We start from the raw sequence: 14,227 nt of genomic DNA, 5'->3' as shown, positions 1-14,227 counted from the left end.
TACACCTCTCCAAAAGAAATTGTTCTAATCCACATTTTCCATTTCAACAAATGCTGAAGAAATCTTTTTTACTCCTGCATTTGGGAAGGCAATGGTTAGTATATCTCCTCCCACAGAAACCACTGTTCCTACTCCAAATACTGGATGCTTTACTTTATCTCCCATTTTTGTTTTTCCTTTGGAAGCATTGGCCTCTGGCTTAGGTTTATTATTGAAGCTGTTAAAGGCTCCTCCTGTAAATAAAGGGGAGGTTTGCATTTTTTTTACTTCTTTCTTCCTATTATAAACAGTCTCTCTTGTAATCAAATTATCAGGAATTTCCTCTAAAAACCTTGAACAAGCATTACAGTTGCTTCTGCCAAATAGGGTTCGCATCATGGCATGACTCATATAAAGCTTTTCCATGGCTCTTGTAATTCCTACATAGCAGAGTCTTCTTTCCTCTTCTTCATTTTGCTCCTGCAGAGCCATATAGGAAGGGAAAATTCCTTCCTCCATTCCAGGCATAAAGACTACCGGAAATTCTAATCCCTTGGCACTATGCAGAGTCATTAGGATAACTGCATTTTCTTCTTCTACACTATCCATTGAGGTTTCTAGTGAGGTTCTAGCTAAAAATTCCTCTAAGGTTTTTACTTCAGCATGCTCATCAAAATCCACTGTTAATGACAAAAATTCATGGAGGTTTTCAATCCGAGTATTGGCTTCTACAGACTTTTCTTCCACCAGGGCCTCCATATATCCAGTTCTTTTATATAGCTCCTCCACCATCTCTGTGATGGTAATTTCTTCTCTTCTCTGTCTTAGATCCATGAGGATATCTGTAAATGTTTTAATCTTATTTACAACCTTTGCTGAGGTGCCAGGAATCTCAGAAATATCCATCAATGCTTCAAAAAAGCTTATTCCCAGTTGGTCTCCAAAGGCTTCTATTTTTTCTATGGTTTTTTGACCAAGGCCTCTTTTAGGAACATTGATAATCCGCTTTACACTGACATCATCTATTGGATTTTCAATGGTTTTTAGATAGGCTAGAATATCCTTAATCTCTTTTCTATCATAGAATCGAGTGCCGGCAACAATCTTATAAGGTATACCCTCCTTCATCAACGCTTCCTCCAACACACGGGACTGAGCATTCGTACGATAAAGAACAGCAAAGTCTGTATATTGTCTATTTTTTTCTCTTCTTTCTCGTTCTACCATAGTGGCTATATAGGAGGCTTCATCGTATTCATTGTTGGCTTTATAATACTGGATGATGTCTCCATCCACATTATCTGTCCAAAGCTTTTTATCCTTTCTCCCAGCATTGTTTACCACTACTTTATTAGCCGCCTCTAATATGTTTTTGGTAGAACGATAGTTTTTCTCCAACTTAATCACAGTTGCCCCTGGAAAATCCTTTTCAAAACCCAGTATGTTTTGGATATCAGCGCCTCTCCATCCATAGATGGATTGGTCATCGTCTCCTACAACACAGAGGTTTTTATGCTGATGAGCCAGCATACTGACTAGGGTATATTGAGCCATGTTGGTGTCTTGAAACTCATCTACTAATATGTATTTAAATTTATTCTGATAGTAATGAAGTACCTTTTTATCTTCATGCAATAGCTCTACTGTTTTCATAATAAGATCATCAAAGTCTAGAGCATTGTTACTCTTTAGGGTTTTCTGATATAGCTTATATAATTCCCCTATTTTCTCATTTTTAAAATCACTGCCATGGGTCTTTATAAATTCCTCTGGCCCTATCAATTGATCTTTAGCCCTGCCAATGGTACCCAAAACTGCTCTTACGTTAAAATATTTTTCATCAAGATTTAGTTTTTTTATACATTCCTTCATCACCGTCTGTTGGTCTGCTGTATCATAGATAACAAAATTCTTTTGATAACCTATTTTTTCAATATCTGATCTAAGGATTCGAACACAGCAGGAATGAAAGGTGCTGACCCATAAGTCCTTGAAGTTGTCTCCCATCAAAGTCTCCAGTCTTTCCTTCATCTCTCTGGCGGCTTTATTGGTAAAGGTAATGGCTAAGATATTATAAGGATATATCCCCTTTTCCTCTACTAAATAAGCAATACGATGGGTTAAAACTCGCGTCTTCCCACTTCCAGCCCCTGCTAATATCAACAAAGACCCTTCTGTATGTTCCACAGCCTTTCGCTGCATATCGTTCAAATGTGATAAGTTCATTCTATTTGCTCCCTTCAAACTATCAATAAGTTAATAAGTTAGGTGCCTGGCACCAAAGTAAAGTTTTATAGCTCTCTACTATCTTACCATTATTATGATGGGACAACAATAAAACCTGTTGGTTTGGGACAAATTCTTCATAAGAAAAAGCAAAGCAGTATTACATTTATTGTAACCTTCTTTGCTTTCCAGTAACATTTTGATGTATTGCATTTCATTATTTATTATCTATAAAAACAATCTAAAGTAGCTTTAACTAAAACTCTCTCCTATATTTTTGCTATCTAAACTTAGTAAATCTATATTTATATTATTTTCTTTCTAATTGTACTTGCAATGAAATCCACTAAAGCAACTACAGTTAAAATAACGATTAAGGTCATTGTCATCTCTTGATACTTAAACAATCTCATACTAGTCATAAGTTCAAAACCTATGCCTCCTGCTCCTACAATTCCTAATATTGTTGATGCTCTAAAATTCATTTCCCACCTAAATAAACCTAAAGACACAAATTCTGGTAAAATTTGAGGAATTACCGCATAAACAATGGCTTGTATTTTATTGGCACCAGTTGATTCTAATGCCTCAAGAGATCCTGGATCTATGTTTTCAATAGAATCTCCTAAAAATTTCCCCAGCATACCACTTGAGCTTACCCCAATGGCAAGGGTTCCAGGAAATGGTCCTAACCCAACTGCAGACACAAAAATAATAGCAAAAATAACTTCTGGAACTGCCCTTAAGGCATTCAATATAAATCGACTAACACCATATAAAAGAGGGTTTGGTGTTATATTCCGAGCCCCCAAAACTCCTAGAGGGATTGATAATGTGATGGCAAGTAAAGTACCTACTATGGACATTTGTATGGTTTCAATGGTTGGTTTAATCAATCTAGATACAATATTAATATTTGGAGGAAACATACGACTTAAAATGTCGGAAATCCCTTCTATCCCTAAGCTGATTCTATATAAATTGAACTGTGTTCCTTTAACACTCCAAGTCAATGTCATTAAGAATAGGACTATCCAAAAAAATATTTTAAAAATACTTTTCCAATCCTTTGGTATATCAATAGCTAAGCACCATTCATTATTAATTTTTTTTATTAGGCTAAGCATGGTTTCCACCACCTCTCTTTTAAAAATCTATATAATTTATTACTTTCACTAAACTGCCTGTTGTTTTTCTTTTATAAGGGATGTATCCATTGTATAAATTAATTGCATTTCTTTTTCTGTTAATCCTATTACTTGTTTATCGAAAACAAGTATTCCATTTTTAATTCCTAAAATTCTATTCCCATATTTTTTTGCAAGCATCACATTGTGTAGACTCATCAACATAGTGATTCCTTCTTTTTTATTTATTTCAGTTAGTAATTCTAGAATTTCTTCAGCAGAATAAGGATCTAAACTAGCTACTGGTTCATCCGCAAGTATTAATTTCGGTTGTTGTGCCAAAGCTCTAGCAATCCCCACTCTTTGTTGTTGTCCACCGCTAAGCTGATCACTTCTCACATAGGCCTTTTCTTTCAGTCCCACTCGTTCAATACAATCTAGTGCCCAATTAATATCTTTTTTCTTAAATAACTTTAAACTACTCATAATGGTATTACTATATGCTAATCTTCCACAGAGAACATTTTCTAAAACCGTCAGTCTTTTTATGATATTAAATTGCTGGAAAATAATTCCTATGTCCTTTCGGATTTTATTGATATTCTCCTTATTTGAAACAGAAACTCCTTCAAATTCTATGCTTCCAGCTTCTACACTGATTAACCCATTTATACTTCGAATAAGTGTTGATTTTCCTGCACCGCTTAACCCTAACACCATTGCAAATTCACCTTTGTTCACAGTTAAACTGACATTTTTCAAGGCAATGACTTTATTATTATATGTCTTGCTTAGGTTTCTTATTTCTAACACGATACCACCCTCCAATATCGATATGTAAAGAATCCTTACCATTTTATAAGGATAAGGATTCCATTTTTTTCTGTACTCATTCTTATAATTCAATAATTTTTCATCATGTATATTATTCTTGCTTTTAAAACCTATATTGAACTTTTTAAATCTAACTCAATTAATTCTGCTGCCTTTCTTAAACTATCCCAGAAAGAATCTTCTGCTTCTTCGAATCCAACATGGTTTCTTGCAAAAACTTCTTGGCATAACGCAATTTCTTCATCAGTCATATTGAAAAAAATTCTTTTAATGTCCTCTTTTAGTGTATCATCCAGACTTTTTCTCCAAGCCCAAGGTCCTGCTGGAAAAGGGTCAGAAATGTTAATAATCCTAATCTCCTCTGGATTAATTCTGCCTTCATCTATCCCATTATAATATGCTGACATTACAATTGTAGAAGCATCAACATTTTTGTTTATAACCGCTGCCGCACAGGCATCATGATTACCTACAAAAACTGCTGAAGCCAAATCCGCATCTGGATCTATCCCATTTTCAACCATAGAAAGCCTTGGTATCAAATACCCGCCAGTAGACGCAGGGTCAACAAAAGCAAACGTTTTTCCCTTCAAATCTGACACCTCATAAATATCACTATCTTCATGTACAATAATATATGACTCAAGAAAAATTCCATAATCTTCCCTACTTGAAAGTGCAAATGCTTCTGCATCTGCAATATCTGCTGCAAGAATATACGATAATGGACCATAACTTACTATATCAACTTTATTCGCACGCATTGCCTCTATCGTTGCTGTAAAATCAGAGCCTAAGTATAGCTCTACATCCATATCCAATTCTCTCTCAAGGAGTTCCATAAATGGTTGGTATTGCTCTCTCCTTCTATATTCATCTTCTCCTCCTGGAAGTGCTCCTATTCTAAGTACACCTCTTTCATTTGATACACTTTCATCCTCTGAGCTACATCCTACCATCATTATACTGCTAATAAATAATAGTGCTGCTAATACTAAAAATATTTTTTTCTTCATATGCTAATACTCTTCCTTTCTTTTTATATTGGGATAAGCTTAAATACTTACTAACTGTTTCGATATGTTTTTAAATACACCATTTTTGCACATAACCGGTTTCACATTTTTGTCTTTTATAGCTTCAATAAGATCTTTTTCATCTCGGATTCCTTCTGGAAACCAAGTAGCATATTTTCCTATTCTATCCACTTGATGTGCATCACTGCTTCCAAATATAGGGATTCCCATTTCTGTAGCAGCTTGATATGCTTTTAAGTTGTTCTCCATGCTGGTATTCCCATTAAATCCTTCTACCCCCGCTAATTTAGGTAATTTTTTTATGAAATCTTCCATCCCTCTATTGTTTTGGCGATAGGGATGAGCACTAATTCCTACTCCTCCTTTTTCAGTAATTAAATCTAACAAATCACTTGCATGCATCATATGCTTTGGCAATTCTTTTAATCCAAAAACAATTAAATCGCCTTCATAGGTTAATATTTCTACTCCAACTAAGATTAGAAAACCTGTATTCTTTTTTAGTTGATGTGCTTCTTCCATAATTTCATTGCTATCATGGTCGGTAATACAGACACCATCTAAACCTATTTCTTTGGCTTGTTTCACAATCTCTTCCAAAGACATCATGCTGTCTGTTGAATACTTCTTTTCGTGTACATGCATATCAATAATCATTATACTTGCCTCACCTTTTTAAAAATATGTAACTCTTTCTCACGATTAACAGTATATTCCATTTCCTTCTATATGTACAATTGATTATTTGAATGGAAGTATATGTAATAATAGGAAAACTCTATACTTTATTTTAAGACGTAAAGCTTGCAAAAATGTGTAAATAGCTTTAGACTTTCTAATTTTCTCTATCATTTATTATTTTAAAATTGTTGATTACATTTTTTAAATAACAAAAGAGAAAGCACTTTCACTATAATATGTGAAAGGCACTCTCTCTTTTCTTCCATGAGAATTTCTTCGTGATTATATGATGCCTTTGCTGCATCAATAACTTAGATCCAACTAAGCTCAGGATATCATCATGCAGTTTTGCTTTTTTTTTACTCTATCACTCTTCATCTATAGAAATAATCAAGAGTAGCTCTAACTAAAGCTCTTTCATATAAATTTTTGCTATTGACCTTTAGGCTGCCAATTTCTTTTTCTAGTAGAACACTCAAGAAATCATAGATTTGCTCTCCATAGATTTTCATGCATTCTATTGGGTCAACACCAGGCCAAGCGTTACAGCTTATCACCAGTCTTCTGTTTTCTGTGTTTATGGTTTTAGGTATAGTATCATACAGCTTATCATCAGGATGGATGATATATTTGTCTAATGTTCCCGTAGGAATACCTTCTATACCCTTCACTTGCATCGGCTTTATTTTATCGTTGTATGGATCTGCTGACAGATCTAAAATCACTGCATGCTCTGGAAGCTTGCCAACTAATTTGTTAGGAACAATAATTTGAGAAGCATCCTTACGTCTGCTGGCATCTACTAAGATATCGGTTTTCTCTAAAATCTTTTCCATTACACCCATATCCTTGGTAACACTACTGGGCAGGACCTTTGTTATAATCCCTGATGCTTTTCTCTTTTCATTGGAAAACTCTATATTGCTAAACTCTCCAAGGGCTTTAGCAGCATATATCCCTACATCACCAAAGCCAATAAGACTAGCACAAATAGGTTTTCTTTTTCCCCCATAAAAGTCTGGCATCTTCTTTTTTAGTTCCTCTATAGCAATTCTCACTCCGGACCTAGAAGTTCCTCTGAAATTTACAAGCATTCGCTTGTTTTTGTCATCCACCAAACCGTCCATAGAAATACCTTTAATTCCCAGCTCTCTTAAGAGCTGATTCCTTAATTCTCTGGTTTCATAGTGCAGCATAGAAAACAAGACCGAACCTTTTTTCATCAGCCTGATTTCTTCTTCTATTGGAGCTCTTAAAACAATCACCATATCCTTTTTATAGACTTCCTGGTGCTGTTGAAATTTTATTTTTGGATGAGCCTTTAAATAATCCTCTTCCTTAAATCCCATGGCTTCTCCATATCCATTCTCCAAACAAATCTCTGTATCTTTGTATTCTTGTATTTTTTTAAAAATCTCTGGTAAAAAATCTCTTCTTTCACTCTCTTCCTTATGCATCCTAGGAAACCCGATAGATTTAATCGCCATGGAACCACCTCCAGATTTTATACATAGCTTTTTAATTCTTCTAATTATTATGTTCTTTTCTGTTATAATCATTTCCTCTTTTTTATTACAATTTCTAGCTTTTTAGTTGCATGCTGTCTTTCCCTATGTCACCTTCATAGTAAGAAAAGTTTAGCTTATTTTTTTGAGGTATATCAGAACATATGTTATGCTATATATAGAATAAAAGTTGCTGGGTTATTGTCATAACCATTATAAAGGAGGGAGCATGTTATTGGGAATCGAGGGTTATATTTTTGATCTTGATGGTGTTATCGTAGATACTGCAAAATATCATTACTCAGCATGGAAAAAACTAGCCCATAGGCTTGGTTTTGATTTTCAAGAGGATGAAAACGAGAGATTGAAGGGTGTTAGCAGAACTAGGGCGTTGGAGATTTTGCTTGACATTGGCGGTATTAAAGCTATAAACCCAGAGGAAAAAAGGGCATTGGCAGATTTGAAAAATAGTTGGTATCAAGAGTATATTTTAAGGATGGAGACGAGTGAAATATTACCTGGAGTTCTGCCCTTCTTAAGGGAGTTGAGAAAGAGAACTATTAAGATTGCCTTGGGCTCTGCCAGTAAAAACGCTGTAACTATTCTAGATAAGCTTAATCTCATGGCGTATTTTGATGTCATTGTAGATGGTAACAAAGTAACCAAGGCTAAGCCAGATCCTGAGGTTTTTTTATTGGCTGCTAAGCTTTTAAACCTATCTCCTGAAAAATGTATTGTCTTTGAAGATGCATTTTCAGGCATTGAAGCTGCTAAATCAGCTGGAATGTATGCAGTTGGTATTGGCTCCCCTCAGGTTTTATATCAAGCAGACTTAGTTTTTCCTAGTCTTGAGAAAATCACTATAGATTCAATAGAAAAAGCCCTGAGTTTATAGGGCTCTTTCTATGATTCTATTATCTTCCTTTAAACTAATTGCTTCATCATAGTGATAAAAGCTTAGTTCTCCTCCAGTTAAAAGCTGATAATATGCTTTTTTCTTCTCAATTGTTACCTGTAGTCTGCATCCCTTAAATATAATAGAAAAGCTGCAGCTATCCCAGGCTTTAGGAAGCTTTGGTTTAAAGCTTAACATCCCTTCGTAGCTTCTCATGCCTGCAAATCCGTGGACAATGCACATCCATGTCCCTCCCATATTCGCCGTATGCACGCCATAATGCGTGTTTTTATGGTGGTCCTCTAAATCCATTCTGACATTTTGTTGAAAAAACGAATGGGCATCTTCCTCATAACCAATTTCTGCTGCTATGATACTATAGATGCAATGGGATAAAGAGGAATCGTGGGTGGTAATGGTCTCATAATATTGATAATTCCTAACTTTGTCCTCCCTTTTAAATTGATTGCCCAATAAAAACAATGCCAGTATTGTGTCGGCTTGCTTTAAAACCTGGTGCCGATAGATGACCAATGGATGATAATGAAGAAGCAAAGGATAGTTTTCCTTTGGTGTGTTGTGAAAATCCCATTTTTTCTTTTCTAAAAAGCTATCATCCTGAGGATAGATTCCAAGATCTGGGTCATAGGGGATATACATAGAAGCTGCTGCCTTGCCCCAGTCAGTCACTTCCTTTTCATCTAAATCTATTTTTTTAGCTATTGCTCTGTATTGTTGAGGATGAAATTCTTGAAGGAATTTTGCCATATCATAAGCATATTGCAAATGGGTCTTTGCCATTACATTGGTATAAAAATTGTTATTTACCATAGCGGTATACTCATCTGGTCCTGTTACACAATGAATACAAAATTGATTTTGCTTTTTCTCATTAAAAATACCTACATCCACCCAAATCCTTGCTGTTTCAAACAGCATTTCAGCTCCATAGGATAAAAAAAACTCTATATCCTCTGTAGCCTCCATATATTTTTTTAAGGCATATATGATATCAGCATTGATATGGTATTGAGCAGTACCAGCAGGGTAATAGGCAGAGCATTCCTCACCGCCTATGGTACGCCATGGATACAACGCACCCTTAGAATGGGCCATCTCTCTTGCTCTTTCACGGGCTTTATCTAAAATAGAATAACGATATTTTAATAATTCCTTAGCGATTTGTGGTTGGGTATACAAAAAGAAAGGAAAAATATAGATTTCTGTATCCCAAAAATAATGACCATTATAGCCTTGCCCCGTTAAGCCCTTTGCCGCAATGTTGGTAGTGCCATCCTTTCCTACTGATTGTAGTAGATGAAATAAATTAAAGTTTAATCCCTGCTGTAAAAGAGGGTCTCCTTTTATCTCTATAAAGGCATCCTTCCAAAAAATGTCCAAATACTTCTTTTGTTTTTCTAAGAGGCGGCTAAAACCTACCTCTGTTCCTATGTCAAGCATATCCCTTGCTCTAGATATAAGCTGTTTTTCTCTAGTATCCTTCGTAGTATGATAAGCAATATATTTCGTTAAATATAAGGTATCCCCTTGTTTTGCCTTAAAACTATAGCTGCAGCTTATACCTGTATCTGTCTTTTTTTCTTTAGAAGTATAATGGAGAGATGTTTTTATATCATGGTTCATAGCAGCTACTAGCTTCATATCTGTATTTTCTGTCTGCTGTATCAACCCATAAAATCCATTTTTTGTAAGTGTTTCTGTTGTTCTTAACGCATCCTTCTGCAGCTTTGAGCCTACTCTAGGATCATTTTCCTCTCTGACATTATCTGTAAGACCTTCAAGAACGGAGGTAACACATATTTCCCCAGAAAAGTTTAAGGGGATTATTTTCAAATCTACAGCCAGTAGATGTTTATGCACCAAAGAAACTACTTTTTTAAATTCAACCTTCAGCCTTCTTCCTTTTGGAGATTCCCAAAGATAATTTCTGTAAAGAATACCTGCCCTCATGTCAAGCACCCTCTCATATTCTAAAAGCTTTCCTTTTAATAAATCCAAAGTTTCATCTTCCATAGAGATTTTCAGCATAGTGGCATCCGCTACATTTACCATTACCTGATTGTTTTTAGCATAGCCATATGCCTTTTCTCCATAATGAATAGGATAGCTTTCATAAAACCCATTAATATAGGTTCCATGCTTTCCTGAGGATTTTGACCCCCGATAGCCCTCCTCCAATCTGCCACGAGTACCTATATAACCATTACCTAAAGCAAAAATAGTTTCATCTACAAAGTTTGTTTCTATATCAAAGGAGGTTTCTATGATCCTCCACGGATGGTTACCATATTTTCCTTGCTGTAAAGCATCTTTGATATCTGACATCTTCTGCTTCCTCCAATATTTTGCTGATTTTAATACAGTTACCCTCCAAGCTTTATTATGGAAGGTAACTGTATTGTTTTATGAAAGACTGTCTATACTATGCAGCCCTTAGTATATAAAAATTTAAGTATAGTATTATACACCTATATCCTGCTTGATGTTTAGAATCCAGTCAAATCCTCAAGATCTAACTCTAGTTCTTCTAATGCGTCTGCAGCACCACTGTCCCCTGTTAGCACCCCATGTACTGATCTAAAAAAGGCTGTTGATACTGAATTGTAATTTGGAGCTGTTGCAGTAGAAGGTCTAGCCACCGCGTTGATAAATACATCATAAAGACTTCCAAAGAATGGACTTGCTTCTAATACCTCTGGATCCTCATATAATGCTTTTATGGTTGGGTTAAAGGAACCCTTTATCGCTCTCATTTTTTGCATCTCATAGGAAGCCATAAACAATGCTACATCTGCTGCTATTTCAGGATTTTCACTATATTTACTAACCGCCAGCTGCCATCCTCCCAAAGTAGCGGCTCCTGCTCCACTATTGCCTGCTGGTAAAGCGGATACATCAAAGACACCCTTTACAGCACTATCATCTTCGTTACTCAAGCTGTAGGCATAGGGCCAATTTCTCATAAAAGCGGCATTGCCACCCTGCCATATGGCTCTGGCATCTTCTTCTGCCATACCAGTAACTCCTCTAGGGGAAATCGTTCCTATCCATCCAGCAGCTTTTTCTATAATCTCTACAGCATTTTGGTTGTTGATAGTGATTTCTTGATCAGGGCTGATAATTGTTCCACCATCATTTGATGCTATCCATTCTAAAGCATTACAGGTTAAGCCTTCATAGGAATTCCCCTGCCATACATAGCCAACAAAATCTTGATTTCCTTCTACTCTCTCTCCATCTTGAATTATCTTAGCTGTTTCCTCCAGTTCATCCCAGGTGGTTGGAGGCTGGCGATCATATTTTTCTAATAAATCTGTTCGATAATACAATAAGCCTGCATCAGTAAACCATGGGATTGCAACTAATTTGCCATCCACAGTATTATTCTCAACGATGGCTGGGAAGTGGTCATTTACTACACTAGCAGCACCATATTGATTTAAATCAACAAAATGCTCTGCTAAATCTCCTGGCCATATGACATCAATCTGATATACATCTACCTCAGCACTTCTAGCTTCAAAGAACTGTAAATATAATCCTAGTCGATCCTGTGCTAAATCAGGTGTGTCAAGAACTCGTACCTCAACTCCCTCATTGGCTTCATTATATATTGCTGCTGCTTCCTTGGTTAATTCCAGTTCCTGTCCTACAGCCCCTGCAGCAATGGTAATAACTACTTTTTCCTCAGTCTCTTCTACAGCCGGCTCCTCCTCTGGAACATCAGCAGGTGCTTCTGCAGCACAGCCTGCCAATAAAGTGAATAACATCATGAACACCGTAAACATTGCCAATAGTTTCTTGTTTTTAAACATACAAACTCCCCCTTAAAAATTTTAGAAAAATTAAGTTCCATCAGCTTCTGTCACTTGCTGCGAAGCATTCTTTTCCGCTCTAAGCATTCCCCCTCTCTATCTTCAAAATTAAATATTAGCCTTTTACAGCTCCTGCAGTTAATCCAGCCACAATTCTTTTCTGGAAGAAAAGCACTAGTAAAACGATAGGAACAGTTACCACAACAGCCGCTGCCATGATTTCTCCAAAGGGTTCCTGTCTAGCAACTGCACCAGTAAAATAAGCTATAGCAACAGGTACTGTTCTGGCTGTTGGATCTATAGATGTAAAGGTCAGAGCAAATAAATACTCGTTCCAAGAGGCAATAAAGGCCAGTAGTCCTGTGGTTACAAGAGCCGGAGCCGTTAGAGGCAATAGTATCTTATAGAAGGTCTGAAAGGGTGTAGCTCCGTCTACCTTAGCTGATTCCATCAAGGCAGTAGGCAAACCCTTGAAAAATGACGTCATCACCCAGGTAGTAAAAGGTAATGTGAAAATCATATAGGATAAGATCATACTAATCCTTGCGGATAGGTTCAAAGCATTAATTACAGCATATAAACCTGCTAATACTGTCACTTGTGGAAACATTGTCATGGCCAATATGATATAAAGAGCAGGTTTTCTACCTCGAAACTTTAGCTTACCTAATGCAAATGCTGCAAAGGAGCCTGTTACTAACGCAAGCATCGTGGTAGATGCGGCTACAATTGTGCTGTTGAATAAACCTAAAACAAATTGTTTGTTTTGAAAAACCACTCTATAATTGTTGAAGGTTGGAGAAACTGCTCCAGTATGTGGGTCCCTAGGCACAAAGGTAGTAGGGGTCATCTGCAGCTGAGCCTCTGATTTCAGAGAAGAATTCACTGTCCAATAAAATGGAAATAGCAAATAAATAAGGATTATAAATAGAACAAAGTAAAAACCAGTTTTTTTCCCATAGTATTTCCATCCTTTATGCTTCATCACTATCAACTCCCAGCATCTTAATATAGCTTATAGCAAAAACAAAGATGATAAGAAAAATTACAACACCAATAGCAGAGGCCAAACCCATATTTCTATTGCCTATTAACTGAAAATAATTGTAGCTGGCCATTGAATATTTGCTCTGTCCCAATAATACCTGGAAAACATCAAATACCCTTAAGGCATCCAGTGTTCTAAAGACTAGAGCTACTGCCATAGCAGGCTTCAGTAAAGGTAATGTGATGGTTATAAACTGCCTGATTTTTCCTGCTCCATCAATATCCCCCGCTTCATAAAGCTCATTGGGAATGGTTTGTAATCCAGCTAATAAAAGGAGTGCCATAAAGGGGGTGGTTTTCCAGACATCTACAGCCACCATAGCGGCTAGCTGAAGGTTTGAAGAAGCTAAAAAAGCAATTTGCCCGTCCCCTAGTCCTAAATAATATAATAATGTATTGAAAAATCCTACTCGATTAGAGGCCAGCATCCATTCCCACATTCTTGCTGAAACAACTGTAATAACTGCCCATGGTATCAGCATAGAAGCTCGTATTGCTCCCCTTCCTTTAAAATGACTATTCACTACTAAAGCGATTCCTAGGCCTAATGCTAATTCTAAGAATACCGAGATGACGGTGAAGGTGACAGTATTCCTTATGGCATCAATGAAATCTGGGTCTGTTGCACCTAAAACATAACGATTACCAAGAAAATTAAATTGTTTATATTCTCTGTAACGATAAGGTTCCCTAGGGAGTATCTGTATAGGTCGTTCATAAACTACTTTTCCTGTATCACTATCGATTTTCACATCTCCTGTCTCTTCATCAAGAGCAGGTGGTAATTCTTTTATGGTTATACTCAGCAGTCTTCTGTAGTTTTCAAAGCCTACAAAGCTGGTTTCCTGTCCACTGGCAAACTGTCTGTCGGTAAAGCTAGTAACAAACACTTGGCCTAATGGATAGATAGCAATCAGTAACAGAATGATGATGGTAGGTATCAGCAGCTTATAGGCCAAGCTTTCCTCCCTTTTAGCTAAATCAGATCTCTTGCTTCTGCTAACCAAAGGTGCTTTTTTCTTAGTTTCAATCATCTACCTTCCCCCCTTTTTTTCAACCT

Annotated in this window: 11 protein-coding genes; 1 reads left to right on the top strand and 10 read right to left on the bottom strand. The window is 36.5% G+C overall.

Annotated features, from left to right (window positions below):
- Positions 1–24 precede the first annotated feature (24 nt).
- The 6 genes from pcrA to BMX10_RS04390 all read right to left on the bottom strand — a co-directional run bounded on the left by pcrA (position 25) and on the right by BMX10_RS04390 (position 7,371).
- The gene (gene pcrA, locus BMX10_RS04415; RefSeq protein ID WP_090439917.1) at positions 25–2,205 is read right to left on the bottom strand and encodes a DNA helicase PcrA; all 2,181 of its coding nucleotides are present in this window, start codon (positions 2,203–2,205) and stop codon (positions 25–27) included.
- Positions 2,206–2,510: 305 nt separating this feature from the next.
- The gene (phnE, locus tag BMX10_RS04410) at positions 2,511–3,332 is read right to left on the bottom strand and encodes a phosphonate ABC transporter, permease protein PhnE (RefSeq protein WP_090439914.1); all 822 of its coding nucleotides are present in this window, start codon (positions 3,330–3,332) and stop codon (positions 2,511–2,513) included.
- A gap of 48 nt (positions 3,333–3,380) precedes the next feature.
- Positions 3,381–4,145, bottom strand: coding sequence for a phosphonate ABC transporter ATP-binding protein (phnC, locus tag BMX10_RS04405; RefSeq protein ID WP_090439911.1), 765 nt, complete (start codon positions 4,143–4,145; stop codon positions 3,381–3,383).
- A gap of 131 nt (positions 4,146–4,276) precedes the next feature.
- Positions 4,277–5,182 (bottom strand): phosphate/phosphite/phosphonate ABC transporter substrate-binding protein, encoded by a 906-nt coding sequence (phnD, locus tag BMX10_RS04400; RefSeq protein WP_090439908.1) that lies wholly within the window; start codon positions 5,180–5,182, stop codon positions 4,277–4,279.
- A gap of 39 nt (positions 5,183–5,221) precedes the next feature.
- Positions 5,222–5,860, bottom strand: a complete 639-nt coding sequence (locus BMX10_RS04395; RefSeq protein ID WP_090439906.1) for a PHP-associated domain-containing protein — start codon at positions 5,858–5,860, stop codon at positions 5,222–5,224.
- A gap of 398 nt (positions 5,861–6,258) precedes the next feature.
- Positions 6,259–7,371, bottom strand: coding sequence for a Rossmann-fold NAD(P)-binding domain-containing protein (locus BMX10_RS04390; RefSeq protein ID WP_170834675.1), 1,113 nt, complete (start codon positions 7,369–7,371; stop codon positions 6,259–6,261).
- A gap of 247 nt (positions 7,372–7,618) precedes the next feature.
- Between BMX10_RS04390 and pgmB the strand changes: the two genes are divergently transcribed.
- Complete coding sequence (gene pgmB / locus BMX10_RS04385; protein WP_090439900.1) at positions 7,619–8,284, top strand: beta-phosphoglucomutase; 666 nt, start codon at positions 7,619–7,621, stop codon at positions 8,282–8,284.
- Here pgmB and BMX10_RS04380 read toward each other — a convergent pair.
- From BMX10_RS04380 to BMX10_RS04365, 4 genes are all read right to left on the bottom strand, one after another.
- On the bottom strand, positions 8,279–10,630 hold the full coding sequence (locus tag BMX10_RS04380; RefSeq protein WP_090439898.1) for a glycoside hydrolase family 65 protein: 2,352 nt from the start codon (positions 10,628–10,630) through the stop codon (positions 8,279–8,281). The genes pgmB and BMX10_RS04380 overlap by 6 nt on opposite strands.
- A 161-nt stretch (positions 10,631–10,791) precedes the next feature.
- The gene (locus BMX10_RS04375; protein WP_208976102.1) at positions 10,792–12,120 is read right to left on the bottom strand and encodes an ABC transporter substrate-binding protein; all 1,329 of its coding nucleotides are present in this window, start codon (positions 12,118–12,120) and stop codon (positions 10,792–10,794) included.
- A 115-nt stretch (positions 12,121–12,235) separates the two neighbouring features.
- Positions 12,236–13,105 (bottom strand): carbohydrate ABC transporter permease, encoded by an 870-nt coding sequence (locus BMX10_RS04370; RefSeq protein WP_090439895.1) that lies wholly within the window; start codon positions 13,103–13,105, stop codon positions 12,236–12,238.
- Positions 13,095–14,201, bottom strand: coding sequence for a carbohydrate ABC transporter permease (locus BMX10_RS04365; RefSeq protein ID WP_090439893.1), 1,107 nt, complete (start codon positions 14,199–14,201; stop codon positions 13,095–13,097). The genes BMX10_RS04370 and BMX10_RS04365 overlap by 11 nt, the downstream gene beginning before the upstream one ends.
- Positions 14,202–14,227: the final 26 nt, after the last annotated feature.

The organism is Natronincola peptidivorans (genome assembly GCF_900111615.1).
In the GTDB taxonomy this organism is placed as follows: domain Bacteria; phylum Bacillota; class Clostridia; order Peptostreptococcales; family Natronincolaceae; genus Natronincola_A; species Natronincola_A peptidivorans.
The sequence above is the reverse complement of the archived record's forward strand: the minus strand, read 5'-3'. Positions and strand labels throughout refer to the sequence as shown.

Bases quoted from the DNA above. Each gene is read 5' to 3' on its own strand.
- pcrA (WP_090439917.1), bottom strand. From the start codon at position 2,205: ATGAACTTATCACATTTGAACGATATGCAGCGAAAGGCTGTGGAACAT.
- phnE (WP_090439914.1), bottom strand. From the start codon at position 3,332: ATGCTTAGCCTAATAAAAAAAATTAATAATGAATGGTGCTTAGCTATT.
- phnD (WP_090439908.1), bottom strand. From the start codon at position 5,182: ATGAAGAAAAAAATATTTTTAGTATTAGCAGCACTATTATTTATTAGC.
- BMX10_RS04395 (WP_090439906.1), bottom strand. From the start codon at position 5,860: ATGATTATTGATATGCATGTACACGAAAAGAAGTATTCAACAGACAGC.
- BMX10_RS04390 (WP_170834675.1), bottom strand. From the start codon at position 7,371: ATGGCGATTAAATCTATCGGGTTTCCTAGGATGCATAAGGAAGAGAGT.
- pgmB (WP_090439900.1), top strand. From the start codon at position 7,619: ATGTTATTGGGAATCGAGGGTTATATTTTTGATCTTGATGGTGTTATC.
- BMX10_RS04380 (WP_090439898.1), bottom strand. From the start codon at position 10,630: ATGTCAGATATCAAAGATGCTTTACAGCAAGGAAAATATGGTAACCAT.
- BMX10_RS04375 (WP_208976102.1), bottom strand. From the start codon at position 12,120: ATGTTTAAAAACAAGAAACTATTGGCAATGTTTACGGTGTTCATGATG.
- BMX10_RS04370 (WP_090439895.1), bottom strand. From the start codon at position 13,105: ATGAAGCATAAAGGATGGAAATACTATGGGAAAAAAACTGGTTTTTAC.
- BMX10_RS04365 (WP_090439893.1), bottom strand. From the start codon at position 14,201: ATGATTGAAACTAAGAAAAAAGCACCTTTGGTTAGCAGAAGCAAGAGA.